Source organism: Methylococcus mesophilus (assembly GCF_026247885.1).
GTDB classification, from domain to species: Bacteria; Pseudomonadota; Gammaproteobacteria; order Methylococcales; family Methylococcaceae; genus Methylococcus; species Methylococcus mesophilus.
The window spans coordinates 55,694-79,543 of sequence record NZ_CP110921.1; the positions used below are offsets into that span (position 1 = coordinate 55,694).

22 protein-coding genes are annotated in these 23,850 nt (G+C 64.1%); 10 read left to right on the plus strand and 12 right to left on the minus strand.

Annotation, left to right across the window (positions count from 1 at the left end; genetic code table 11):
• Position 1 precedes the first annotated feature (1 nt).
• From modC to OOT43_RS00365, 3 genes are all read left to right on the plus strand, one after another.
• The gene (gene modC, locus OOT43_RS00355; RefSeq protein WP_266022631.1) at positions 2-1,072 is read left to right on the plus strand and encodes a molybdenum ABC transporter ATP-binding protein; all 1,071 of its coding nucleotides are present in this window, start codon (positions 2-4) and stop codon (positions 1,070-1,072) included.
• 143 nt (positions 1,073-1,215) lie between these two features.
• On the plus strand, positions 1,216-1,644 hold the full coding sequence (locus OOT43_RS00360) for a TOBE domain-containing protein (protein ID WP_266022632.1): 429 nt from the start codon (positions 1,216-1,218) through the stop codon (positions 1,642-1,644).
• A 96-nt stretch (positions 1,645-1,740) separates the two neighbouring features.
• Complete coding sequence (locus OOT43_RS00365; protein WP_266022633.1) at positions 1,741-2,544, plus strand: sulfite exporter TauE/SafE family protein; 804 nt, start codon at positions 1,741-1,743, stop codon at positions 2,542-2,544.
• 251 nt (positions 2,545-2,795) lie between these two features.
• Here the strand turns inward: OOT43_RS00365 and OOT43_RS00370 are convergent, their stop codons facing one another.
• From OOT43_RS00370 to htpX, 3 genes are all read right to left on the minus strand, one after another.
• Positions 2,796-3,629, minus strand: coding sequence for an amino acid kinase family protein (locus tag OOT43_RS00370; RefSeq protein WP_266022634.1), 834 nt, complete (start codon positions 3,627-3,629; stop codon positions 2,796-2,798).
• 12 nt (positions 3,630-3,641) lie between these two features.
• Positions 3,642-4,454 (minus strand): amino acid kinase family protein, encoded by an 813-nt coding sequence (locus OOT43_RS00375; RefSeq protein WP_266022636.1) that lies wholly within the window; start codon positions 4,452-4,454, stop codon positions 3,642-3,644.
• Positions 4,455-4,933: 479 nt separating this feature from the next.
• Positions 4,934-5,818 (minus strand): protease HtpX, encoded by an 885-nt coding sequence (gene htpX / locus OOT43_RS00380; RefSeq protein ID WP_266024967.1) that lies wholly within the window; start codon positions 5,816-5,818, stop codon positions 4,934-4,936.
• Positions 5,819-5,925: 107 nt separating this feature from the next.
• On the opposite strand from htpX, the gene OOT43_RS00385 reads away from it, so the two are divergent.
• The 5 genes from OOT43_RS00385 (at position 5,926) to OOT43_RS00405 (ending at position 11,699) form a co-directional block, all read left to right on the plus strand.
• Positions 5,926-6,669, plus strand: a complete 744-nt coding sequence (locus OOT43_RS00385; protein ID WP_266022637.1) for a class I SAM-dependent methyltransferase — start codon at positions 5,926-5,928, stop codon at positions 6,667-6,669.
• Between the two features lie 5 nt (positions 6,670-6,674).
• A complete protein-coding gene (gene radA / locus OOT43_RS00390) occupies positions 6,675-8,039 on the plus strand; it encodes a DNA repair protein RadA (RefSeq protein ID WP_266024968.1) in 1,365 nt (454 codons plus the stop codon).
• A gap of 267 nt (positions 8,040-8,306) precedes the next feature.
• Positions 8,307-10,178 (plus strand): FG-GAP repeat protein, encoded by a 1,872-nt coding sequence (locus OOT43_RS00395; protein ID WP_266022638.1) that lies wholly within the window; start codon positions 8,307-8,309, stop codon positions 10,176-10,178.
• Between the two features lie 56 nt (positions 10,179-10,234).
• Complete coding sequence (locus tag OOT43_RS00400; RefSeq protein ID WP_266022639.1) at positions 10,235-10,498, plus strand: hypothetical protein; 264 nt, start codon at positions 10,235-10,237, stop codon at positions 10,496-10,498.
• Positions 10,499-10,640: 142 nt separating this feature from the next.
• Positions 10,641-11,699 (plus strand): integrase, encoded by a 1,059-nt coding sequence (locus OOT43_RS00405; protein WP_266022640.1) that lies wholly within the window; start codon positions 10,641-10,643, stop codon positions 11,697-11,699.
• A 20-nt stretch (positions 11,700-11,719) separates the two neighbouring features.
• On the opposite strand, the gene OOT43_RS00410 is transcribed toward OOT43_RS00405, so the two are convergent.
• The 3 genes from OOT43_RS00410 to OOT43_RS00420 all read right to left on the minus strand — a co-directional run bounded on the left by OOT43_RS00410 (position 11,720) and on the right by OOT43_RS00420 (position 14,775).
• Positions 11,720-12,589: a tetratricopeptide repeat protein gene (locus tag OOT43_RS00410; RefSeq protein ID WP_266022641.1), complete on the minus strand. Its 870-nt coding sequence runs from the start codon at positions 12,587-12,589 to the stop codon at positions 11,720-11,722.
• Between the two features lie 123 nt (positions 12,590-12,712).
• Positions 12,713-13,114, minus strand: a complete 402-nt coding sequence (locus OOT43_RS00415) for a hypothetical protein (protein WP_266022642.1) — start codon at positions 13,112-13,114, stop codon at positions 12,713-12,715.
• Between the two features lie 2 nt (positions 13,115-13,116).
• Positions 13,117-14,775 (minus strand): ATP-binding protein, encoded by a 1,659-nt coding sequence (locus OOT43_RS00420; RefSeq protein WP_266022643.1) that lies wholly within the window; start codon positions 14,773-14,775, stop codon positions 13,117-13,119.
• Between the two features lie 62 nt (positions 14,776-14,837).
• Here OOT43_RS00420 and OOT43_RS00425 point away from each other — a divergent pair, with 62 nt between their 5' ends.
• Positions 14,838-15,050: a hypothetical protein gene (locus OOT43_RS00425; RefSeq protein ID WP_266022644.1), complete on the plus strand. Its 213-nt coding sequence runs from the start codon at positions 14,838-14,840 to the stop codon at positions 15,048-15,050.
• Here OOT43_RS00425 and OOT43_RS00430 read toward each other — a convergent pair.
• The 3 genes from OOT43_RS00430 to OOT43_RS00440 form a co-directional block, all read right to left on the minus strand.
• Positions 15,037-15,813 carry a c-type cytochrome gene (locus OOT43_RS00430; RefSeq protein ID WP_266022645.1) on the minus strand — a complete coding sequence of 259 codons (777 nt, stop codon included), beginning with the start codon at positions 15,811-15,813 and terminating at the stop codon, positions 15,037-15,039. The two genes, OOT43_RS00425 and OOT43_RS00430, sit on opposite strands and share 14 nt — an antisense overlap.
• A gap of 92 nt (positions 15,814-15,905) precedes the next feature.
• Positions 15,906-16,334: a universal stress protein gene (locus OOT43_RS00435; RefSeq protein WP_266022646.1), complete on the minus strand. Its 429-nt coding sequence runs from the start codon at positions 16,332-16,334 to the stop codon at positions 15,906-15,908.
• Between the two features lie 327 nt (positions 16,335-16,661).
• Positions 16,662-18,146, minus strand: a complete 1,485-nt coding sequence (locus OOT43_RS00440; protein ID WP_266022648.1) for an oligosaccharide flippase family protein — start codon at positions 18,144-18,146, stop codon at positions 16,662-16,664.
• Positions 18,147-18,223: 77 nt separating this feature from the next.
• Here OOT43_RS00440 and OOT43_RS00445 point away from each other — a divergent pair, with 77 nt between their 5' ends.
• Positions 18,224-20,665 (plus strand): fatty acid cis/trans isomerase, encoded by a 2,442-nt coding sequence (locus OOT43_RS00445; protein ID WP_266022650.1) that lies wholly within the window; start codon positions 18,224-18,226, stop codon positions 20,663-20,665.
• On the opposite strand, the gene tilS is transcribed toward OOT43_RS00445, so the two are convergent.
• Genes tilS through OOT43_RS00460 form a run of 3 tightly spaced genes read right to left on the minus strand, consistent with a single transcriptional unit; the run spans position 20,622 to position 23,743 of the window.
• Complete coding sequence (gene tilS, locus OOT43_RS00450) at positions 20,622-21,989, minus strand: tRNA lysidine(34) synthetase TilS (protein ID WP_266022653.1); 1,368 nt, start codon at positions 21,987-21,989, stop codon at positions 20,622-20,624. The genes OOT43_RS00445 and tilS overlap by 44 nt on opposite strands.
• Positions 21,990-22,018: 29 nt before the next feature.
• Positions 22,019-22,984 carry an acetyl-CoA carboxylase carboxyltransferase subunit alpha gene (locus OOT43_RS00455; RefSeq protein ID WP_266022656.1) on the minus strand — a complete coding sequence of 322 codons (966 nt, stop codon included), beginning with the start codon at positions 22,982-22,984 and terminating at the stop codon, positions 22,019-22,021.
• 39 nt (positions 22,985-23,023) lie between these two features.
• A complete protein-coding gene (locus OOT43_RS00460) occupies positions 23,024-23,743 on the minus strand; it encodes a dienelactone hydrolase family protein (RefSeq protein WP_266022659.1) in 720 nt (239 codons plus the stop codon).
• Positions 23,744-23,850: the final 107 nt, after the last annotated feature.

The following is a 23,850-nucleotide window of genomic DNA, read 5'->3' on the forward strand; positions in this document are numbered from 1 at the left end:
CATGGGGGAGATTCGCGCCCGTTTCCAGATCGACTGGCCGGGTTTCCGGCTCGACGTCGACCTGGCCCTGCCCGGACGGGGAGTGACGGCATTGTTCGGCCATTCCGGTTCGGGAAAGACCACGCTCCTGCGCTGCATCGCGGGACTCGAACGCGCCTCCCCAGGGCACCTCGCGTTCAACGGCGAAGTCTGGCAGGACGAAAGAACATGGGTTCCCACCCACAGGCGGCCGTTGGGGTACGTTTTTCAGGAGGCCAGCCTGTTTCCCCATCTGACGGTTCTCGGCAATCTGCGCTTCGGGATGAAACGCGCATCCGCGCAGCAAAGGGTGGGCCTGGATCCGGCCGTGGAGCTCTTGGGCATCGGCCATCTCCTGGACCGAAGGCCGGACCGGCTGTCTGGCGGAGAGCGCCAGCGTGTCGCCATTGCCAGAGCGCTCGCCGTAAGCCCGCGCATCCTGCTTATGGACGAGCCGCTTGCTGCACTTGATCTCAAGCGCAAGCAGGAAATCCTCCCGTACCTGGAGCGCTTGCATGACGAACTCGATATTCCGGTCATGTACGTGAGCCATTCTCCCGATGAGGTGGCGCGGCTGGCGGATCACCTCGTTGCGATGGAGGAGGGGCGGGTGATCGCCGCCGGCCCCCTGAAAGAAACCCTCGCGCGGCTCGACCTGCCCATCCGGCTCGGCGAAGATGCCGGGGCAGTGCTGGACGCGGTGGTGGGGGAGCGGGACGAGTCCTGGCACCTGGCGCGCGTCGACTTTCCCGGCGGCAGTTTGTGGACCAGGGATCGGGGTGTGCCGGTAGGGCGCAAAATCAGGGTGCGTGTGCTGGCCCGAGACGTCAGCCTGGCCCGGCAGCCACAAGAGGAAACCAGCGTCCTCAACCTGCTGCGGGGACGGGTGGACGCTATCGAGGACGAAGAACATCCGGGACAGGCGCTGGTACGGGTTCGCGTGGGAGAGTCGCCTTTGCTGGCCCGGTTGACGAAGCGTTCGGCATCCGCGCTCGGCATCGTCCGAGGCCTGGATGTATGGGTTCAGGTGAAGTCGATTGCCTTGATGGAGTGATCTGACTTTTTTCAAGGAGTCGGTTCGGGATAGATCGAGCCGTTGCCACGCGATAGGGTGTTGCGCGCACCCGCTGTGCCGGAGGTTTCCGCCGATTCCGGACGCAGAACCACTAGGCGGCTGAGTAGACGAAGGGGTGAGTCATGAAAGCGAGTGCACGCAATCAGTATTTCGGCAAGATCACCGCGGTCAACGTCGGCGCAGTCAATGCCGAGGTCGTCGTGGGTTTGAAGGGAGGCCAGAGCGTCGTGGCCGCGATCACCAAGGAATCGGTGGAAAAGCTCGGCGTCAAAGTCGGCGGCGACGCCGTGGCCCTGGTTAAAGCGCCGCAGGTCATCGTCGTCACCGACGCGGCGGGCTACCGCCTGTCCGCCCGCAACCAGCTCAGCGGCAAGGTGAGCCGCATCCACAAGGGCGCGGTCAATTCGGATGTCATCATCGACCTGGGCGGCGGAGAGACCGTAGCCGCCACCATTACCAACGACAGTCTCGAAGCGCTGGGGCTGGCGGAAGGCCAGACCGCGACGGCGGTGTTCAAGGCCGGGTCGGTCATCCTCGGCGTGGCCGACTAAGCGCGATCGGCCGCTCCGGCCGCATGCCCGAGCCGGAGCGGACTTCCCGATCTCAATGTAGCCTGGGCCGAGGCGCGAAGCCCAGGACATCAGAATATGCTTTCCAAATCCTGTGAAGTCCGTTCGCCGTTCACCGTCTTCACCAGCGGCGCCGCCATCGGCACCCTGGGCGGGCTGATCGGCCTCGGCGGGGCGGAGTTCCGCCTACCACTGCTGATCGGCCTTTTCGGCTTCGGCGCGCTGGAGGCCGTCGTCTTGAACAAGGCGATGAGTCTCATCGTCGTGGCTGCCGCCTTGCCGCTCCGAACCGGAGCCGTCCCGTTTTCCAGCGTACTGTCCCACTGGGACGTAGTCCTCACCCTGCTGTCAGGCAGCCTCGCCGGGGCCTGGTTCGGCGCGGGCTGGGCGACTCGGCTTCGATCGCAGACTTTGTATCGCGTGATCACCGTGCTGCTGGTCGTCATCGCCGCAGCCTTGCTGTGGGGTCACGGGGTGCAATCTGGGGAGTCTGCTGCGTTCGATGGCCTGAGCCTGGTGCTGGCCGGTTCGTTCGCCGGCGTCGGCATCGGAATCGTGGCGGCGGTATTGGGCGTGGCCGGCGGCGAGTTGCTCATTCCGACCATCGTTCTGCTGTTCGGCCTGGACCTCAAATTGGCAGGCAGCCTTTCCCTCGCCGTGAGTCTGCCCACCATGGTGACGAGCTTCACCCGCTACAGCCAGGACCGGAGCTTTGCGGTGATCGGCACCCAACGCCGCTTCATCGCCGTCATGGCCTTGGGTTCGCTCGTCGGCGCCTGGCTCGGCGGCCTGCTGTTGGGCCTTGTCCCGACGGGCTGGCTGCTGCCGCTGTTGGCGGCCATCCTGGTGGTATCGGCGGTCAAAGTATGGCGCCACGGCTGAACTTTGCCGCCCCATTTTTCTGGTCTTCGCGATATCACCGGACCCGGCCCCGGCTCACAGCGCGCTGCTTGCGCAGCCTCAACGCTCGCGGGGTGGTCGCTTTTCGGCTATCGAGGCGCCTGCAATCGCCGAAAACCGTGATTGCAGGCCAGCATGAAGTTCTCGATGGAAAAAACAGACCCGCCGAGACCACTCAGCGCCGAATACCCAAGTGTCAGGCTTAAGTGTCGCCTGGGCTGGGGAGTGCGCACTCAGGCAGGGCTCGCGCTAGTGTGGATAACCGTCCCAACGTGTTCGCCGCGCAGTGCAGCGGTGAGCCGGCCCGGTACCAGTCCGTTCACGACCTGCACGTGCCCGAGGTGACGCGCGGTTGTCATGACCTCGAGAAGGGCACGGTCGACCGGCAGGGTGCCTTGGAGCTTTGCCAGGTCGGCAACGCTCGTCTCGCGGAGTAACTGCGCCGTTTCTCCGCCGAGGCCGTTGGGGTCGGTGGTGTACACCCCGTCCACGTCCTCCACGATCGTCAGGCCGGCGGCTCCGAGCGCATCGGCGAGCAGGAACGCGCCCGTGTCGGCCCGGTGAGGCGGAATGCGCGAACCCGGAAACTCGTGGTGGTGGTACGGCGGGAAGGCGCTGCCTACGACCGCGCGGGCCGAGGTGAGGTGGATGGCAAGCTGGTTCGCGAGCGTGGGGTGCTCAACGTAGGAGACGCCCTCCGGCGCGAGCAGCGACGCGAGGATGTGGCCGTTCTGGCCGGCCTCGCTCGCGGCGAGGGGAGCGAGCGAGCCGACCGGCAGCCCGAGGTCGAGGCCGACGCTGTAGACGTGGCGGGCACGGATGCCGGCACCGGTCAATATGAGCAGACGGTGCTCCGGCAGCAGTTTGCGAAGCTCGTCCACGATGGGGAGGATTGCGTCCCGGCCGCGATCCATGATGGAGCGGCCGCCGATCTTCACGACCTGCAGCCAGGGGAGGATCCGGATCGGGCGTCCGCCCGCGACGGGGCGGGTAAGTTCACCGTCGAGCAGAGTCTGGCGCGCGAGCGGCGAGGAGACGTGCTTGATATTGTTGGTCTGGTTGGGCATGGCAGTGATCCTTTAGCTCGCGGTGATGATAGTGCCGACGTGCTCGCCGGCGAGCGCGCGGGTCAGATTGCCGGGAACGAGGCCGTTCACAACCTGTACCTCTCGAACGTGGCGTGCCGCCTTGAGCAGGTCGAGCATCGGGAACTCGAGGATCGAGTCGTGCAGCCCCTGTGCCTTCATTTCATCGACCGAGATTTTCGGAATGAAGGTGGCGTTTTTGGCGGTTTTCGGGTTCGCGGTGTAAAGGCCGTCTTCGTCCTTCACGAAGATCATCGCTTTGCAGCCGAACTGCTCGGCGAGGAGGAAGCAGCCGGCGTCGGTGCGATAGGGCGGGATGACCCCATCCGCGGGAGGTCGCATCCAGAGACTGTAGGGCGGCATGCCGCTGAAGATGACGGCGTTCACCTCGGCGAGGTAGAGCGGCACCGCCGAGAGCCCCGCTCCGCTGACTGCGGAGATGCCGTGCTTCGCGAGGAGTTGGCCCAGCATCGCGGCATTCTGGTCGGCAACCGAGTCGCCGAGCTGCGAAAGCACGCCCGCCGGCAGATTGAGTTCCGCCGCGATCGAGTAGAGGTGCCGGGCGCGGGTGCCTGCGCCGGTCCCGATGAGCAGCTTGTGCTCTTTGCGGGCGGCGACGATCTCGTCCACGAGTGGATAGACGGCTGCGCGGCCACGGTCGATGACGCTCTGCCCGCCAATTTTGATCACCGTAGCGTCCGGCAGTATCCGGAAATCCGCCGCCGTTTCCGTTGCGGCCAGAAGCTGCGCGTCGGTCAGTGATCGCTGCATAAGCAGCTCTTCGAGTTCAACTGTTGTATTGGTCATGTGGGATTCCCTAGGTGCATGTGGTGGCCATTCAAAACCTGTCCGGTAAAAATTCAGGCGCATTTAGCAAGCGTCAGCTGGAGCACGACGATGTCAATGATGATCTTGGCGGTGGCGGTAAGGATTCCGCCATCCTTAGCGAGTCTGCCGATTGGCTTTGCCGCTCGTTCTTGATCCAAGACCGGTGCCCCCTTCCTCACTTCTCTTCGGAGCCGCGAGCTTCTCGGGCAATACCCTGGTGAAATATCCGGGTTAGCTTCCGAGAAATTGTTCAGGACCTGTGCGGCGGTTCGTTATATCTTAAAAATCATATCACAGGGCATCGTCAGTGGCGGTGTCCTCGGAGCCTTGCCAACCTTGAAACTGCAGATCTTTCGAGTCGACAGCCGTTCCGCCGGACGGCAGGGAGAATGGTTATCCCTCATCCCAATCCCTCTCTCAGAAGGAGAGGGGCTCGAGGTCCGTTGGGAATGCCCGGCTCAGCGCAGGTTCTGCAGCGCGGCGATGCGCTCTTCCAGCGGCGGATGGCTCATGAACAGCCGGCTCATGCCGCCGCCACCGCCGATGCCGAAGGCGGCGAGCTGGCCTGGCAGGTCGTGCGGTTCCTGCGCCCGCTGAAGTGCGCGCAGGGCGTCGATCATTTTGCCCCGGCCGGCCAGGCTGGCACCGCCGGCGTCGGCACGGAACTCGCGCCAGCGCGAGAACCACATCACGACCATGGTGGCCAGAATCGACAGTACGATCTGCGCGATCACTTGGGTGATGTAGTAAGCCGGGCCGTAACCGCCGCGGTCGTCGTCGGACCGAAACAGCACGCGATCGACCAGATGACCGGCAATGGTCGCGAAGAAATACACGAAGGTGTTGACCACGCCTTGCAGGAGGCCCATGGTCACCATGTCGCCGTTGGCGACGTGGCTCATTTCATGGCCGAGCACGGCTTCGACTGCGTCCGGGTTCATGTTCTGCAGCAGGCCGGTGCTGACCGCGACCAGCGAGCTGTTCTTGCTGGCGCCGGTAGCGAAGGCGTTCGGTTCCGGCGATTCGAAAATGCCGACTTCCGGCATGCCGAGCCCGAGTTGCCGGGCCTGGCGGGCCACGGTGTCGACCAGCCAGCTCTCGGTGTTGTTGGACGGTTGTGCGATGACGAAGACGCCCATGGATTGCTTCGCCATCCACTTGGACATCAGCAGCGAGATGAAGGAACCGCTCATGCCCATGACGGCGGAGAACGCCAGCAGGCTGTTCAGGTTGAGGTCGACGCCCTGCTGCGCCAGCAACTGGCCCAGGCCGAGCACGTTGAAGACGATGCTGATCAGCACCAGCACGGCGGCGTTGGTCAGCAGGAACAAGAGGATGCGCATGGCGGGAATACCCGTGGTTGGTTTGAGTGCTACCATGATCTGCGGCGTCCGGGTGAAAAATCAAGCGCCGGCCGATTGTCCTTCGACGATAGAGCAACTTCCCTTCGATGAACGCGATTCCGAATTCACATACCGCCGAGAGGCTGTTCTCCGGCCTGATAGCCGAAGAATACGAAAAGCTCAAATTGATCTGTCCCGCCGCTGCGGACATGAGCCGGCGCGTCGGCGAGTTTCTGGCCGAATGGGGGCGGGGGCGAGTGGTCCCGAAAACGGTGCTGGAGCTGGGTTGCGGTACCGGGGTGACCACCGCCGCCTTGCTCGCAGCGCTGGGTGCGGCGCCGCTGACCGCCATTGATTCGGAGCCCGCCATGCTGGCCCAGGCCGAAGCGAACCTTGAGCCCTGGATCGAGGCGGGGCGCTTGCGGCTCATCCAGAACGATGCCCTGTCGTTTCTCCGTGCCCAGGCCGATGACAGCGTCGACGCCATCGCTTCCGCCTTCACCCTGCACAACTTCATGTATGGCTACCGCAGCGAGGTGCTGCGGGAAATCTTCCGGGTGCTCAAGCCCGGCGGGCTGTTCGTGAACGGCGACCGCTACGGGCTGGACGACACTGTGGAGCATACCCGGCTGATCCAGGAGGAGGTGAAACAGTATTTCAAGATTTTCCGCGAGCTGGACCAGCTCGACCTGTTGGAACACTGGATCGTCCATCTGTTCAGCGACGAGTCGCCAGACCGAGTGATGCGGCTGGCTCCGGCTCTGGAAAGCATGGCGGAAATCGGATACCAAGCCGTCACCGTGCATTATCGGAACGAGGTGAACGCGCTCGTGAGCGGAGTCAAGCCCTGAGCGCGATTCGTTCCAAGCCCGGCCGGGTCGTCTACCGCTGTACCGAGTGCGGCCAGGCGCAGCCCAAATGGGGAGGCCAGTGCGGCGGCTGCGGTTTGTGGAATACCCTGGTCGAGGAGGTCGAAGCACCCGCGCCGAGCCGGCGCCAGGTCGGCTATGCCGGTGTCGCCGAGGCGAGCGTCCCGGTCTCCCTGGCCGAGGTGTCCCTGGAGGAACTGGCGCGCGTCGGCAGCGGCCTGGCCGAACTCGACCGGGTGCTCGGCGGCGGCGTGGTGCCGGGTTCGGCGATCCTGCTCGGCGGCGATCCCGGCATCGGCAAATCCACCCTGTTGCTGCAGACTCTGGCTTTTCTGGGCAAGAGCGCTCGCACGCTGTACGTGACCGGCGAGGAGTCACTCAGCCAGGTCAGCCTCAGGGCACACCGTCTGGGCCTTGATGGCCACGATATTCAGGCATTGGCCGAGACCTCGCTGGAACGCATCCTCGGCACTGCGAGCCAGTACAAGCCCGAGGTGCTGGTGGTCGATTCGATCCAGACCGTGTACAGCGAGGCCCTGCAATCGGCGCCCGGTTCGGTGGGGCAGGTCCGGGAGTGCGCGGCGCAACTGGTGCGCTATGCCAAGCAGAGTTCGACCACGGTGTTCTTGGTCGGCCACGTCACCAAGGAGGGCGCGCTGGCCGGTCCCCGGGTGCTGGAGCACATGGTCGACACCGTGCTGTACTTCGAGGGCGATGCCTCCAGCCGCTACCGGGTGGTGCGTTCGTTCAAGAACCGCTTCGGCGCGGTCAACGAACTCGGCGTGTTCGCCATGACCGAGACCGGCCTCAAGGAAGTCCGCAACCCTTCGGCCATCTTCCTGTCGCGGGGCGACGAGGACATGCCGGGCAGCATCGTCACCGTGACCCGCGAGGGTAGCCGGCCTCTGCTGGTCGAAGTCCAGGCCCTGGTCGACGAATCCCATCTCCAGGCCCCGCGGCGGCTGGTGGTGGGCATGGAGATGAATCGCCTGGCGATGCTGCTGGCGGTGCTGCACCGCCATGGCGGCGTGCCGGTCGCGGCGCAGGACGTGTTCGTCAACCTGGTCGGTGGGGTCCGCCTCACTGAGACCGCCGGCGACCTCGCCGTGGCCTGTGCCGTGGTCTCCAGTTTCCGCGACCGTCCCGTGCCCGGCGACTGGGTCATCTTCGGCGAACTCGGCCTCAACGGCGAAATCCGCCCCGTGCCCAACGGCGACGAACGGCTGCGCGAAGCCGCCAAGCACGGCTTCAAGCACGCCCTGGTGCCGGCCAAGAACGCGCCGAAGCAGGGCGTGCCCGGCGTTTCCATCATCCCTGCGAAAAATTTGCGGGAAGCGATCAACGCGCTTTGACGGCGCACTTCTCGCCGGCGCATCTGCCGGATTTCCTCCCTCTCACCGGCAAAGTCCGGGCTCGACGCCATCGCGTAAGCGAAACGTAAGCCTCACGAAAGGACTCCCCGAAACCGCACTGCTAACCTCGCGTCGCTTTTTCCGGTTGCAAGCTGACGGATGCAAGGCGGGACCCGGGGCAACTTCATCCACTCCAAGGGTTTCGCTGTAGTCCTGTGCCTGCATTCGGACGGGATGAATCGAAATCATGTAGAGAGGAATCATATGATGATGAGGGATGCAAGCCCGTTATCTTTGAGCCCGGTGCTGAGGTTAGTGCTGGCGCTGGCCGCCGGGCTCTGGGGTCCGGCGGCCGCTCATGCCGCGGCTGTTCCAGCGATTCCAAGCGAACTCGAGACGGCGGTAAGCGCGGATCTGCGCCGCATCGAAGCGGCGGGCGCGAGCGGTTACCGGGGGTTGAATCCGGAAAACCGGATGACGCTGAACTTCGACGGGCACAGCCTCCAGGTTGCCCCGGTCGGCAAGGGCAAGTCCTGGCACTGGGGTCTGGAGCTGGCCGGTTTTGGCACGCCGGGTCATCTGCAACCGGTTCTGCCGGCGGAAGTCGCGGTGTCCGGGCAGCGGATGGAATACCGCCGAGGACCCTTGACCGAATGGTACGAAAACCGTCCCGAAGGGCTGGAGCAAGGCTTTACCCTCGCCAGGTCGCCGGTGGCTGGCGCATCAGAAATCGAGTTGAGTCTGAGCGCGACCGGGAATCTCAAGGCCGAGATCGAAGCGGGAGGGCACAGCGCCAGGCTGCGCGACCCAAGCGGCCGTGTGGAGCTGGCCTACCGCGACTTGCGTGTGGCCGATGCCAAAGGCAAAGCACTCCCGGCACAGATGACCTCGGCCGGAGAAAATCTCGCCATCCGGGTCGATGTCCGCGGCGCGGCTTGGCCCATCGTGGTCGATCCCCTGATTGTCAGCGAGCAGGCCAAGCTCACAGCCAGTGATGGGAGCACGCAAGATTATTTCGGCGGTTCGGTAGCGGTGTCGGGCGACACCGCGGTCGTGGGAGCCCCTGGCGCTGACGGCCCCGGAGTTCCGGGAGCTCCCGACGTGGGCGCAGCTTATGTGTATGTGCGGGTTGCGGGAGGAACGACCTGGGCTCAGCAAGCCAAACTCACGGCCGGCGTCTGGACGCCGGCCGATTATTTTGGCGCGTCCGTCGCCATAGGGGGCGACACCATCGTCGTCGGAGCGCCGGCGGCAGAAGTGCTCAGCGAGTGCTGCGTCGGGGCGGCGTATGTCTTCGTCAAGCCTGCCGGGGGTTGGACGAACGCCACCGAGACGGCCAAGCTGACGGCGAGCGACTGGGTTCAGGGCAGTGATTTTGGCAGGTCGGTGGCGGTCTCGGGGGACACCGTACTGGTAGGGGCACCAGTCGGATCCGCCGGTTACGGCGCGGCCTACGTCTACTCCAAACCTCCGGGCGGCTGGGCGAGCGGGACCGAGACGGCCAAGCTGACCGGAACTGATTCGGTGGTCAACGACAGTTTCGGTTTCTCCGTGGCGCTGACGGGGGAGACCGCAGTCGTGGGCGCGCCGTACGCCATTTTGGGGGGCACCCAGTCCTGGAATGGCGCGGCCTATGTATATGTCAAGCCTGCCGGTGGCTGGGTCGATACGACCGAGCAGGCGAGACTCCGCGCCAGCGATGGCGATACGGGGGATTCTTTCGGTTGGTCGATCGCCACTGCGGAAAACACGATTGTTGCGGGGGCTCCGTATGCGGACACGTCGGCCGCCGCCGATTCCGGCGCCGCTTATGTCTTCGTAAAGCCCCTCGGGGGCTGGGCGAGCGGAACGGAAACGGCCAAGCTCGCCGCCAGTGACGGACAATTCTTTGATTTGTTGGGCTGGTCGGTGGGGGCATGGGGCGATACCGTGTTGACGGGCGCCATCTACGCCCAAGTTGCGGGGGAGGTGAAGGGGGCTGCCTACCTCTATACCCGGCCTGCGGGAGGATGGGCGAATGGAACCGAGGCGGCGAGGCTTACGGCCTCGGATGGCGGCCAGTACGATAACTTCGGCTCTGCCGTGTCGGTATCGGGGGCGACGGCGGTGGTTGGTGCGCCTTACGCCAGTGGGGCATAGCGGCGCCTCAGGCCGGCGCTGCCTACGTCTACGTGCGTCCGGAGCACGCCCTGACCGTGACCAAGAGCGGGACCGGCAGCGGTAAGGTGACGGGCGATCCCGCGGGCATCGACTCCGGCGCTGTGTGCCAGGCGAGCTACCCTGAAGGCACCATCGTCACCCTGACCGCCCAGGCTTCTCCCGGGCCGATCTTCCTGGGGCGGGTCACTTCTTGCAGCTATCAGCCGATCGGCGCACCGGTACTGCCGCTCAGCCAGTGCCAGGTCAAGCTGAACAAGGCCAAGACCGTCAAGGCCAAGTTCGTCAAGGTATTGCCTTAGCCGCAAGGGCGGGTCCGTTTCGACCGGCCTTCGATCTTGATCATTGCGCAATTGTCCTGTTCCAAGTGCGCTTTCGTCCAAGAAAACGTCCGGGCGTTCGTTCAGAATCCACGCATACTTTTGATTGTTGGGCCAGGACAAAGTGAAGACAGCGATATCTACCACTGCCGCATTGCAACCGCGCCGGCTCGATGCGCCGATCGCAAGGTCGGGCCAGCCGTCGCGGCGGAATGCCAGCTTCCTCTTGAGGGGAGTGATCCGGGACTACGTCCGCGCCCGTCATAACAAAGTCCGCTATGAACGGTTGCGGCAGGCGGAAAGCCATCTGGTCCGCTGCGCCGAAATCCTCGGCGACCGGCCGATCGGTGTGTACCGGCCCGAGGATATCCGTATTCTGCTGAACGACCTGCACAGCGCCTATGGCTTGTCCGCCGCGACCGCCAACGGTTATCTCGGTTCGCTGTCGGCGTTGTTCAACTGGGCCATCGCGGAGCGGCGCTACGGCCTTGAGCGAAATCCTTGCAACCGCTGCCGGCTGCCGGACGAGAGCGTCGTGGCGGAACTGCGCCAGCAGAGTGGCGACAAACCGTTCAGCCTGGAGCAGCTGAAAATTTTCTTCGAGTCCGAGCATGCACGGAAAGGCGTCAACACGGCCTACAAGTACTGGATTCCCCTGATCCAGCTCTATGCGGGCGCTCGAATCGGGGAAATTTGCCGGCTCACGTCCGAAGACATCGTGGAGCTTCCGGGTGGCATCCCGGCTTTCCGTCTGGTAGCGGCCAACGCCCGGTTGTCCGTCATGCGCAAATTGCGTTTCGTGCCTGTTCACCCCCAGCTGATAGCCCTCGGACTGCTCGAGCACACAAGAAATCAGCACGGCCGGGACACGCTGTGGCCGGGGCTGAAGATTCCGCGCCTGGGTAGCCAAGGACAGAATCTTGGAATGTGGCTCAACCGGCATTTGAACGTGTTGGGGCTGAAGCGGGAAGGGCGACGTTCCGACGTCTTCCGCGCCACATTCCGGGCTTCTTTGAGGCAGGCGGGCGTAGCCGAAGTCCACGTCGACGCCCTGCTGGGGCTGACCGGACGCGGTGGCGGCGGCTCCGCCAAGCCCCTCTGGGAAACTCATCCGGATGTGCTCCTGCGCGAACTGGCCAAGCTCGACTATGGCATCGAGCACGCCGCGCCTCCGGGGAGATAGCGGCGGAAACCTTCGGTGCGCTATGAGGGCGATGCGAGCGCCTGCGGGCTGAGCGGTCGGAGAGCCCCCATCAGGGTTCCAGCCAGGGTCCTGCTTTCGTCATCGTCGCCTAAGCCATCGGCAAGTCCGCGGAGCACGGTTGCGGCCTGGCGGTGATGTTCCGCCGCAGCAGCGCTATCGCCCCGGCGCTCATGCAATTCCGCAGCCGTGGCATGCACCCGCCAGGCCGCCAGTGGCGCTTGGCCGTCCTCCACGAAAGTCAGCGCTTGCTCCATTCGGGCCGCGGCTTCGTGCCGGTCGTTTTCAGCCTGGGCGCACAACGCGAGAAGCCGGTTGCCGACTGCCTGGAAGTGGCGATTGCCCGGCGGGGTGGCCAGTGCCAGGAGCCGTCCCGCCGCGGAGCGCGCTTTTCCGGAGTCGCCTTCGGCCAGCCAATAGGCGCCGAGGTTTTCGTAGAACATCAGCCGGTAACGCAATTCGATCAGGGTGCCATCGTCCAAAGCTTGCTCGATTTGGTGAAAGAGCTTCCAGGCTTCGGCAAGACGGCCCTGGCCCAGGTAGGTATGCCCGTACATGAGCTGGTAAACGTACTTGGTGTATTGGTCGCCAAGATAGTTGGCCGCATTCATGCGGAAGACTTCGGCGCCTTGAAAATCAAGTGCTTGCAAATGCAGTGCCGCCTTAACCAGTTGATATGCTGTGTCGATGAAGAGGTTGGAGTTTTGGCTGGCGGTATGCAGGCCTTCGTCGATAGCCGCAACCAATTGCGGCCAGTTTCCGGAATATAGCGGTGGCCAGGTGCGGTAATACTGTCCCCCCATGTAATTGAAGCTGTCTCTCTGACGTAGACTGAGCTGCACGACTTCATCGGCTGCGCATAGAGCGTCCAAATAGCAAGACTGCGAACATAGCAGGGCGGATTGCATCGCTCCGAAATGTGCAAGGAGGTTTGCGTCGTTCAGCGCTCGCACGCCTTGGAGTGCGGATTCGAAATCGGCCCGCTCGGTGTCTCTTCATCCGCCGAAATCCAGATGAAAATAAGCCAGATAACCCGACGCGTAAGCCTGGAATCTTGAGTCCGCAATCTCCAGGCTGCGATGGTGCGAAGATTTCAGCAACTCCTGAAAATGCCTGCGGTCGCAAAAGGAAGTCGCCAGGGTCAACAGGTGCAAAGCGCTGATTTCCGTTTCGATACGCCCGGCGTCGCGGGCAAGTTCGACGAGCGCTTCGAGGTCTGAGAGAACCGCGGCCCATTCGGTAAGTGCCCAGTTCACGCGGGACCGCAGTTGGAGGAGCTTCAGCCGGGCATCGATGCGTACGGCTTCGGGCAGACGATCCGTCCAGCCAAGGGCGCGGTTCAGGTAATCCAGCGCCTCACGGTTGGCATAGCGGCGGGCTGAGTGTTCCGCCGCCACGGTCAGGTAATGTGCCGCCTGGGTGGGGCATTCCGGCCCGCCTCGAAATGCCGGGCCAGTTCGGCGGCGATATCGCTCGCCTGCGCGCCATGGGCGGACTCCAGCCGCTCGGCCAGACGCAGATGCAGCGAAATGCGGCAGGCGGGAGTCAGGTCCTGATACAACACGTCGGCGTACAGCGCGTGACGGAAGGCATACTGTCCGGCGACCGTGCCGTCCGGCCATTCTGAAATACCCGTGTTGGCGAGTATCGCCCCGCCTCGCGCCAGTCTTTCACAGACGGCTTCGACGTCCACGACGTCACGATCCAGCGCCGATGCCAGCAGCGCCGCCGAACTCTCCACGCCGGCGGCGCTGGCTACCCCGAGCAACCGCTGCTCCTCGGGCGACAGCCGCGATACCTGGTGCCGGATCATCTGGCGAACGTCGTCCGGAATCTGAGTCTCCAGCGTATCGGCGTCGCTGAAATGCCAGCCGCTCGCCAACGGCTGGAGCTGACCTCGGGAAAGGAGGTAATCCAGCAGGTTCACCAGGAACAGGGGATGGCCTCCGCTTCTGCGGTGGAGGAGGCGCCCGACCGGTTCCGGGGGAGCCTGTTCCGGAAACCGCTTGGCCAGATAATCCTGCACCTCCTCGAAACGCCAGGTGTCCAGCGCCAGCTCGGCGCACAAGCGGTGGGACGCCAGTTCCTGCTGCACCTGTTTCACCGGGTGCTCCCGCAGTGCGGCATCCCCTGCCCGGTAGCTGCCGATGACCAACAGCGCCGCCCGGCCGCGTCTTCGCCCCAAGAGGCTCAAGAGCTCCAGGGTCGCATTGTCGCTCCAATGCAGGTCTTCGAGCACCAGAACCAGCGGCGTCCGGGTACTCAATGCCTCCAGCAGCTCGCAGCCTTCGCGCAGCATGCGTACCCGGTTCGCGCCGATCACTTCCTGCTGCAAGCCGGCACGTTCCTCCGGCGTGACCGCTCCCGGCAACTGCGCTAACCAGGTTGGCGCCCGGCTGCGCAAAACCGACTTACAGCGGGCCGCGTGGCTGCCCAGGGCGCTGAGCAGGGGCAGGAAGGCTTCGCCCGTGCCGAAATGGTCGATGCACTGCCCCCACAGGACAGGCGGCGGGGCAGGCTCCCGGCCCAGGTCGCGCAGCAGCATCTCGATGAGGGTGGTCTTGCCGATACCTGCCTCGCCGGTGAGAAAGAGAATCCGCCGTTCGCCGGCGAGCGTCTCGGCCCAGAGACGGTGGAGCCGGGCCAGTGCTCCCTTCCGGCCCGCCCAACGCTCGGCGTCGGGAGGCGCCGTATGGGCATGGGACGTAACCGCTGTCGCGGTCTCGTCCAATTCGGCACACCGAACCGCGACTTCGGCGATGAAGCGGTAACCCCGTTTGGGAACGGTCTCGATGTCGCGCGGCGACCGGGAGTCGTCTTCCAATGCCTTCCGCAACTGATTGATGCATACCTCGACGACCGAGTCCCTGACATAACCGCGGGGCCAGACCGCATTCAGCAGTTCGTCCTTGCCGACCAGCCGACCCGAACGCTCGACCAGATGGCACAACACCGCAAAGGCCTTGGGCCGCAGCGGCAGCGTCTCTCCCGCGCGCGTAAGCCGGGCGTCGGCCGGTTCGAGCCGGTAGGGACCAAAATTCCACTCGGGAAGGGTCATGTCGGTATGTGGGGCTACGGGGTGAAGTTGCCGGAGGTTTTATTGACGGGCCCTCCCAGCTCTTGCCCGCCTTGGCCGCAGGTCTCGATGCGAAGCAGGATCCGGGGCTGTCGCAGCAGGTTTCGACGTTCACCCAATCGGAATTCAGCCGGACTCTTCAGTCCTGGGGCAACCACCACTTGATGCCGGGCGGCGCTTCGGACGCCGAACCGGCCGCAGAGCTTCCGAATCTGACTTGGTTTCCGGTCGTCGACATCGGGTTCATGGCCTCGTGAAGTCCGTCGCCGGCCTCGTCCGCAGATAGCGAACGATCGCGTCGGCGGTACGGTAGCGCTCGGCTTCGGGCAACAGCGCGTCCAGCGGCGGCATCGAAGTGCCGGGGCGCATTTTCTGGGGTTCGATGATCCAGCTTTGCAGCGCTTGGTCGCTGAGAGGGCGGGAGATTTCGCGCAGGTCGGCGGGAAATTTCTCGCCGCCGATGCCAGCTACCCGGTGACAGGTCAGGCAGTATTTCCTGGCGTGCTTGAAGCCTTCGGTAGCCGCGGTGTCGGCCTCTTGCGGACGCGCCGCGGCGTAGTCCGCCGGCGTGGCCAGGTCGATCCTTACGACCTGGTAGGGCCAGCCGTACGCGCCTTGGGCACGAGCGGCCGGGTCGTGCAGGTTGTCCCAGATGAGGTAGTAAGGCCCCAGCGCCACGCCGCTTTCATGCTGGCTCGGGTTGTCGACCGTAAAGGGCCTGCCGTCGGCTCGGCTGACAGCGAGCCAGGCGGAGCCGGCGAGAAAACGCCCTGAGTCGACGCCGGAGCGGTAGCCGTCGCGGGAGAAAAACACGACCTCTGTGCCAGGAATTTTCCAGCGTTCCCCGAACAGCCGGGTCAATAATCCGGTCATTCCGAACCCCCGGTAGCTGATCCGCAGTTCGTGTCCGGGGCTGGAAGCGTGCGGCTCGACCACCTCGACGGTTTCTGCCGGAACGCGGGCCTCGGATTCCAGTCTGCCCGGCGGGGGGAGTTCGACGGCGAGGACGGGCAGTGCCATGGCCGCGACAGCCGCCCGGACAAAGGTACGAAAAATATCCGCTGCGGCACAGGGCCGCCGGGTGGCGAGCCTTCCGTTGCGAACGGTTACCCTCATGCGGGCACCATGAGGACCGGCACGGAAGTCCCGCGCAGGACGCCCTCACAACTGCTCCCGACGATGAGCCGGGCCAGCAGTCCCTTGCCGTGGGAACCGAGTACGATCATGTCTGCCTGCAGCCGCTCGGCTTCCTTGAGAATCGTGTCCACCGCCGGCCCCTGGATCATGAGTCCGGTGCAGCTGAATCCCTCCGCCCGCAAGGCTTCGGCCGCCTCCTGGACCCGCCGGTGCCAAATCTTGTAGGTTTCGGCGGCCAGGTCGCGCATGACCAGAGGATCGGCGTCGTAGCCGACGAAGTCCGGCTCCGGTTCGGCAACGTGCAGCAGCCATATTTCGGCGGATAACGCTTTGGCCAGGAGCTTGGCCTGGCCCAGTACCTTGTCGGTGATTTCGGAAAAATCGATCGCAACCAGCAGCTTCATGGGTGGTCAGCCTGTTCGATGGATGAGTGGTCATCGGCCCGGTTGCGGGCCGCGGACATTATTGGGCGGGATTTGCGGCAATGTAAACCGGAGCCTTCGTTCGGACGAGGGCTCGAATTCCGGCGATGCCGCCGGGAGGGAAAAATGCGCCATCCATGGCTGAACATTCCTTGATGGGGAATGCCAGGAGACCGTGTCCTGAAGATGGGAGATGATGGACGCACGCATGCCGGCAGAGGTTAAGCGCCGGCATCGGCGTCGGCGTCGGCAAATGACAAGCATGATCGATGCCAGACGCCCTGGGAACGGAGAGGTCGCGGCATCGGACTAGCGGGTTGGCGCAGGTTCACGGAGCCGGTGTCGCTCCAGCACGACCACGAGGGCGAAGATCAGGAGCAGAAGGCTGTTGCTGAAGGTTAATTCGGCCCAGAGCGGCAACGATGGCATCTGGTCGGTCAGCTGCCAGATGCTCACGGCGAGCAGGGGATAGCCAAGAATTCGTCGCAGGTCGTAGCGGACCGGGTAGAACCGCCGGCCCATGACGTAGGACAGCAAGGCCATGCTGCCATAGCAGGCCAACGTCGCCCAGGCGGCGCCCATGTAGCCGAGCCGCGGTATCCAATAGAGGTTGAGCGCTAGGGTGACCGCCGCTCCCCAGAGGGTCAGGTAGGTGCCGAAGCGCGTCTGTTCGGTCAGTTTGTACCAGATGGAAAAATTGAAGAAGACGCCCAGCCACAGGTTCGCCATCAGAAGGATGGGGACGACGCCGATGCCGGCGCGGTACTTGGCTCCGACGAAATACTGGATCCAGCCGAGGTTGAGCATCACACCCAGGAAGATCAGGGAACATGCGATGATGAACCAGTTCATGACCAGGGCATAGAGTTCCCGCGCATCCTTCTGCCGGTAGTAGGAGAAGAAAAACGGCTCGGCAGCATAGCGGAACGCCTGGATGAAAAGGCTCATCAGGATGGCGATCTTGTAGCAGGCACCGTAAATGCCGAGCTGTTCCATGGCGATGTCCGGCGGCAACAGATACTTCAGCAGAATGCGGTCTAGGGTCTCGTTGACCATGCCCGCAAGGCCGGCGATCAGGAGCGGCAGGGCATAGGCCAGCATCCGTCGCCACAGTGCGACATCAAACCGAAGTTTCACCGCGGCCAGTTCGGGCACCAGCAGCAACAGGGTCAGGCCGCTGGCAATCAGATTGGCAATGAACACATAGCCGATGCCGATGGCGGGATCATAGAGCCGTGCCGCCCAAGCCAGCGAATCTTCCGCTCCGCTGTCATATGCCCATTTGCACAAGCCGATGAGAAAGGCATTGGCTGCGATGTTGACGAGGATATTCGTGGTCTTGAGCACCGCGAAACGCTTCGCTTGCTGTTGCTCCCTCAGCTTGGCGAAAGGGATGGCGGCGAGCGTGTCCAGGGCGATGATCCAGGCGACCCAGCGTACGTAATCGGTGTGGTCGGGATGGCGAAGCACGGCGGCAAGGGTGTCGGCTTGCCATGACACCGCTGCCAGGTACAGCGCTGTCGACAGTGTCAGAGACAGCAGCGCGGTGCTGTACACTGTGGCTTTGCCTTCGGATTTTGCAGAAAAGTTGAACAGGGCGGTTTCCATGCCGTAGGTCAGGACGACGTTCAGAAACGACGTATAGGCATAGAACTCGGTTATGACGCCGAATTCGCCCGGATCGGCGAACTGGTAGGTGTACAGCGGGACCAGGAAGTAATTGAGCAGTCTGCCGATGATGGTGCTGAGGCCGTAGATCGCGGTCTGGCCTGCCAGCTTCTTGAGCGGATTCATGATCGGGGGATGCGGTGCAAAGCGTCAATGCTACCACTGCGGGTGTTGGCGGATACGGAGTGTGGACAGGAGGGTGGATGCTGCGTGAGTTTCTGGGATGGCGCCGGTGCCTGGCGGTTGCATTGGGGATGCTTGCGATCGCCGGTTGCATCGAGGCTTACCGCACCGATTATGACACGCGCTACGGTCCGCCCGTGCCGCGGGAGCGGCGCCTGAGCGAGGAGGCCTATCTGGCGCAGCTCGCCGCCGGCAAGGCGTCCTATGCCCGCGATGTCCAGCCTATCCTCGATTCGCGCTGTGTCGTCTGTCATGGTTGTTATGACGCGCCTTGCCAGTTGAAGCTGGAGTCTTTCGAGGGTCTGGAGCGCGGCGGCAGCAAGACATCCGTATACGACACCACCCGCCTCCAGACCGCATCGCCGACGCGCTTGTTCATCGATGCCGACGGCGTCCCGGCTTGGCGTTCGAAGGGGTTCTTCCCGGCGCTGAACGAACGGGGCGATTCGTCCGAGGCGAACCTGCTGGGCTCCTTGCTGTTTCGGATGCTCGAGTTGAAGAAGGCGCATCCCCTGCCCACTTCAGGCGTGTTGCCTGACACTTTCGACTTCGGCCTCGACCGCACGCTGAACTGTCCCGCCATCGAGGAGTTCGACGATTTCGCCGGCGATCACCCAGAATGGGGCATGCCTTACGGTTTCCCCGGCCTGAGCGAGCGTGAGCACGATACCTTGGTAAGCTGGCTGCGCCAGGGCGGGTTCGCGCCGCCTCCCGATCCCGTGTCGCCCGAGGCCGGGGCGGCCGTGGCACGCTGGGAGGCGTTCCTCAATGGCCCGAGTCCGAAGGAGCGGCTGTTCGCCCGCTACGTTTACGAGCATCTGTTCATCGGCAACCTCCATTTCAGCGGATTGGCACCCCGCGAGTTCTTCCGGCTGGTCCGCTCCCGCACGCCGCCCGGGGAGCCCATCCGGGAAATCGCGACGACCCGGCCGTACGATAGTCCGGGACCAGGGGAATTCTATTACCGCTTGCGGCCGGTGCGGCAGAGCATCGTCGACAAGATACACATGGTCTACGAACTCGACGACGCACGGATCCTCCGTTACCGGGCGCTGTTTCTGGAGCCTGAGTACACGGTCGACCGGCTGCCGGGTTATGCCGCCGCCGACGCCGCCAACCCATTCAAGACTTTCGTCGCCATTCCTCCCAGGTCGCGCTACCGGTTCCTGCTCGACGATGCCCATTTCTTCTTTTCCGGTTTCATGAAGGGGCCGGTCTGCCGGGGACAAGCTGCGCTCAACGTGATCCAGGACCGTTTTTGGGTCGCCTTCACCGATCCCGATGCTGATCCCGTCAGCAACGACGCCCAATTTCTGGCGAACCAGGCGGAGCGCCTGCGGCTGCCGGCCGAGAAGGAAAATTCTCCCGGCATCGGCGACATCTGGTACACCTACCGGGTGCTGGAAGAAGACTATCAGGCAGCGAAGGCGGGCTGGCTACGGATCCACGGCGATCGCGGCGGCACCGCGCTGCACGACCTCTGGGGCGGCGACGGCAACAATCCCGATGCCTTGCTGACGGTGTTCCGACATTTCGACAGCGCTTCGGTCGAGCGGGGCCTGGTCGGAGACACGCCGCTGACCGCCTGGGTCGTCGACTACCCCTTGCTGGAGCGGATTCATTATCTGTTGGTCGCGGGGTTCGATGTGTTCGGCAATGTCGGCCATCAGCTGGCGACCCGCTTGTACATGGATTTCATGCGCATGGAGGCGGAGAACAATTTTCTCCGGTTCCTGCCGTCGGACATGAGGCAGGCCGAACGTGCTAGCTGGTACAAAGGCGTTGGCGGCGAAATCAACGGCCTCTGGCAGAATCCGCTTTGGGGGCTCGCCGGTGAGACGGTCATCGGTTACCGGACCGGCGATCCCAAGAAGGAATTTTTCGATCTGGTCCGGCGTCGCTTCGGCGATGCGGTGGGTCAGCCAGACCCGTTCACCGGCTGCGGTGTCGCGGGATGCGGGCAGGGCGGTACGCCGACGGATCCGCCGGCGCAGGCATCCGTGGAGCGCGAACTGCGGCGCCTGGCGTACGCCAAGGGCGGCGGGATCGCCTTTCTTCCCGAGTTGTCCTATCTGCGCATCCGGACCGGGACGGGCGGGACGGACGACGGCTGGATCTACAGCCTGGTCAAAAACACCGCGCTCGAAAATGTGTCGATGCTGTTCCTCGAAGAATTGCGGCGGACGCCGGCGGAAGACACACTGACGCTGGTCCGAGGCATCGTCGGTAGCTATCCGAATTTCTTTTTCGACCTCCACGAAGCCGAGGCCGGCGAATTCGTGGACGCCATCCTGAGCCTGGACAGCCCGAAAGCGTTCGGTCCGAAGCTGGCCGAGCGCTTTGGCGTCCGCCGCAGCAATCCGGGATTCTGGAAGATATCGGACTGGTTCAACCGGCATCACCTCGAGGCGAACCCCGTCACGGCGGGCTGGCTGGATCTGAGCCGTTACGACAATTTATGACGGTTTCCGGGTTCCAGCGGACGACAACGTTGGCCTGTTCCGGGGGACCTGCGAACTCGGAAGCCAGCCAACGGTTGTCGCCGATCGCGGCGATCCTGCCGTCGATACAGACGATGGGCTGGCGGTTTCGCAGCCACGGCGGCAGCCCCGCCTCCTGGAACAGTTTCTTGAGTTCCCGGTGTCCCTTGCGGCCCGCCGGTTCGATCCGGTCGCCATCCCTCCGGTAACGTACGGAGATGCGCCCGCCACGCCATTTGTCCGGATCGATGCCGGGGCCAGGTTGCAGCGAAGCGTCGAGGCTGCCATTGCCGGCCAGCATGAGCGGCGTCTCGCCGCTCCAGGCGGCCGTCCAGGAAGCGTCGAAATCCGCTGAGGCAGGAACCAGATAGATGCAGTGACGGTAGCGCCGCATCTCTCCGTCGGTCCAGGCAATCGTCGGCGAATGCTCGCCGGCCGTTTCGACGATTTCCCTCCTCATCCGCTCCAGCAGCTTCGCGGGGGGGGCGCGCAGACCCCGGTTCCGTATCCAGCGGCGCAGCAGGAGCCGTTGTTCGTCCGGCTGGAATTTCCGGACAGCATCGAGGTCTAGGCTGCCCGAATCAACCGCGGCCGCCGCGGCGGCCGTCAGGACGTCGGCGTGCTTATCCAGGAGTTCGACGGCTTCGGCACAGTGTCCGGCGCTGCGGGACAGATTGGCCACGACTGCCGGCCAGCGTCCGGCGAGCTGCGGCATGATCCGCCGACGGATGAAATTGCGATCGTAGCGCTCGTCGCGGTTGCTGGGGTCTTCGATCCAGTTCAGGCCTCGGGCTCGCGCGTACGCCAGAACTTCCCGGCGGCTGAAAGGGAGGAGGGGCCGGTGCAGGAGGCCCGGGCCGAAAGGGGCGGCGTTCGGCATGGCGGCGAGGCCGGCCAAGCCCGCCCCGCGCAGCAGTTGAAGCAGCAGCGTTTCGGCTTGGTCATCGAGATGTTGTGCCGTCACGAGGATATCTCCCGGACGCAGCAAGCCTTCGAGGGCCAGGTAGCGTGCGGTACGCGCCGCCGCCTCGGGACTCTCGCCGGGCTTGGGGCGTCCGTCGACCCGAAGAATGTCCAGAGCGATGCCGTACTTGTCGGCGACCGCCGCGCAGTGCCGGCACCAGGCATCGGCTTCGGGCAGGAGTCCGTGGTGAATGTGGATGGCGCGCAGGTCGATGGCGGAGAGGCGGCGAACCTCCTGCATCAGATCGAGCAGGACGGCGGAGTCCAGCCCGCCGCTGAAAGCCACCCGGTAGGCGGTGCCAGTGTGGAGGCCGGCGCGGAAACTCTCGAGGCTCAATCTCACCGGATTCGCCTCTCGCCGGCGGGCTTTCCTCAGGCGGCCGGCTCTTCGTAAACGCCGTAGCCCATGAGGCGTTCGTAGCGCATGGCCAGGAGTTCGTCCATCGGCAAGGCGGCGAGTTCCTCGAGATTGCGCTTGAGTTCGGTCTTGAGGTTGTCGGCCATCCGCTCCCGGTCGCGATGCGCGCCTCCCAGTGGCTCCGGCACGATCGAATCGATCAGCCCCAGCTCCATCAGGCGCTCGGACGTGATGCCCATGGCTTCCGCTGCCAGCTCGGCCTTCTCCGCGCTCTTCCACAGAATGGAGGCGCAACCTTCGGGCGTGATGACGGAATAAGTGCTGTACTGGAGCATCACCAGACGGTCGCCCACGCCGATGGCCAAAGCGCCTCCGGATCCGCCTTCGCCGATCACCACACAGACGATGGGGGTCTGCAGCTGCGCCATTTCGAACAGGTTGCGGGCGATCGCCTCGCTCTGGCCGCGTTCCTCGGCATTGATGCCCGGGTAGGCGCCGGGGGTGTCGATGAGGCAGACGATGGGCAACTGGAAGCGCTCGGCGAGCCGCATCAGCCGCAGCGCCTTGCGATACCCTTCCGGCCTCGGCATGCCGAAATTCCGGTAGATTTTTTCCTTGGTGTCGCGTCCTTTCTGGTGCCCGATGACCAGCACCGCCGTGCCGTCGAGCCGGGCCAGGCCGCCGATGATGGCGGGGTCGTCGGCGAAGGCTCGGTCGCCGTGCAGTTCGTGGAACTCCTGGAAGATCAGGTCGATGTAATCGCGGCTGTGCGGCCTTTGCGGATGCCGGGATATCTGGGAAATTTGCCAGGCGCTGAGGGAGGAAAAGACCGATTCGGTGAGCTTGCGGCTTTTCTCTTCGAGTTTGGCGATTTCCTCGGAGATGTTGATTTCGTTGTCGAATCCGACGTGTCTGAGCTCTTCGATCTTGGCTTCGAGCTCGGCGATCGGCTGTTCGAAATCCAGGAATTTCAGATCCATTTAGGTCTTGTTTTTGAATGCCGGGAATGATGCGGCCAATTAGTTTAACACTTCAGTCAGGAAATTCTGCATAGCCTGCCAGGAGCGTCGGTCGGCCGTCGGATCATAGACGGTGCCGAAGGACGGGTCGTTGGCCAAGGGGTTGGTAAAGGCATGGACAACGTGGCCGTACATATGGATCTGCCAGTCGGCACCGGCTTCAGTCAATTCGCGGCTGAGGGCGATGACCTGATCCGGCGGTGTCATGGGATCCTCGTAGCCGTGCAGCACCAGTACCTTGGCGCGGATTTTCCGGCCCGCGGTATTGCCGGGCGGGGTGAACAGGCCGTGGAAGCTGACCACGCCGCGGAGATCGGCGCCGGTGCGGGCGAGATCGAGGACGCACAGGCCGCCGAAACAGAATCCCATCGCGGCGATGTGCGCCGGATCGACCTCGGGAAGCGCCCGCAGGGTGTCCAGGGCGGCGGTGATCCGCGCCTGCAGCAGCCCGCGGTCGGACACGAACGGCTGCATGAGCCTTACGTTCTGCTCCGGCCCTTCGCCCAGCACGCCCTTGCCGTACATGTCCAGGGCGAAGGCGACATAGCCCAGTTCCGCCAGTCGGCGCGCCTTGGTACATACGAATTCGTCGCGGCCGCCCCAGGCATGTGAAATCAGGACGGCGGGGCGGGGCAGGGAGAGGTCATCGTCGTAGGCGAGGAAACCGGACAGAAGCGCATCGGCGTGGCGGTAATCGATGTCCCTTGTTTGCACGGCCATGGGGTATTCCCCTCAAAACGTTTAGCGGCGGGCGGTGATTTTGCCCCGGCTTCCCGGCCTCCCGCAAGCCGGTCGGATGGCGGGTGATACAATCCGCGGCCTGTGCA

What these genes read in the sequence shown, in the direction of transcription:
- OOT43_RS00370 (WP_266022634.1), bottom strand. Translation starts at nt 3,629, where the DNA reads ATGCCCAACCAGACCAACAATATCAAGCACGTCTCCTCGCCGCTCGCG.
- OOT43_RS00430 (WP_266022645.1), bottom strand. Translation starts at nt 15,813, where the DNA reads ATGGCACTGCCCGTCCTCGCCGTCGAACTCCCCCCGCCGGGCAGACTG.
- OOT43_RS00445 (WP_266022650.1), top strand. Translation starts at nt 18,224, where the DNA reads ATGCTGCGTGAGTTTCTGGGATGGCGCCGGTGCCTGGCGGTTGCATTG.
- OOT43_RS00385 (WP_266022637.1), top strand. Translation starts at nt 5,926, where the DNA reads ATGAACGCGATTCCGAATTCACATACCGCCGAGAGGCTGTTCTCCGGC.
- OOT43_RS00395 (WP_266022638.1), top strand. Translation starts at nt 8,307, where the DNA reads ATGATGAGGGATGCAAGCCCGTTATCTTTGAGCCCGGTGCTGAGGTTA.
- OOT43_RS00460 (WP_266022659.1), bottom strand. Translation starts at nt 23,743, where the DNA reads ATGGCCGTGCAAACAAGGGACATCGATTACCGCCACGCCGATGCGCTT.
- htpX (WP_266024967.1), bottom strand. Translation starts at nt 5,818, where the DNA reads ATGCGCATCCTCTTGTTCCTGCTGACCAACGCCGCCGTGCTGGTGCTG.
- OOT43_RS00420 (WP_266022643.1), bottom strand. Translation starts at nt 14,775, where the DNA reads ATGACCCTTCCCGAGTGGAATTTTGGTCCCTACCGGCTCGAACCGGCC.
- OOT43_RS00365 (WP_266022633.1), top strand. Translation starts at nt 1,741, where the DNA reads ATGCTTTCCAAATCCTGTGAAGTCCGTTCGCCGTTCACCGTCTTCACC.
- modC (WP_266022631.1), top strand. Translation starts at nt 2, where the DNA reads ATGGGGGAGATTCGCGCCCGTTTCCAGATCGACTGGCCGGGTTTCCGG.
- OOT43_RS00435 (WP_266022646.1), bottom strand. Translation starts at nt 16,334, where the DNA reads ATGAAGCTGCTGGTTGCGATCGATTTTTCCGAAATCACCGACAAGGTA.
- OOT43_RS00360 (WP_266022632.1), top strand. Translation starts at nt 1,216, where the DNA reads ATGAAAGCGAGTGCACGCAATCAGTATTTCGGCAAGATCACCGCGGTC.
- OOT43_RS00375 (WP_266022636.1), bottom strand. Translation starts at nt 4,454, where the DNA reads ATGACCAATACAACAGTTGAACTCGAAGAGCTGCTTATGCAGCGATCA.
- OOT43_RS00455 (WP_266022656.1), bottom strand. Translation starts at nt 22,984, where the DNA reads ATGGATCTGAAATTCCTGGATTTCGAACAGCCGATCGCCGAGCTCGAA.
- OOT43_RS00440 (WP_266022648.1), bottom strand. Translation starts at nt 18,146, where the DNA reads ATGAATCCGCTCAAGAAGCTGGCAGGCCAGACCGCGATCTACGGCCTC.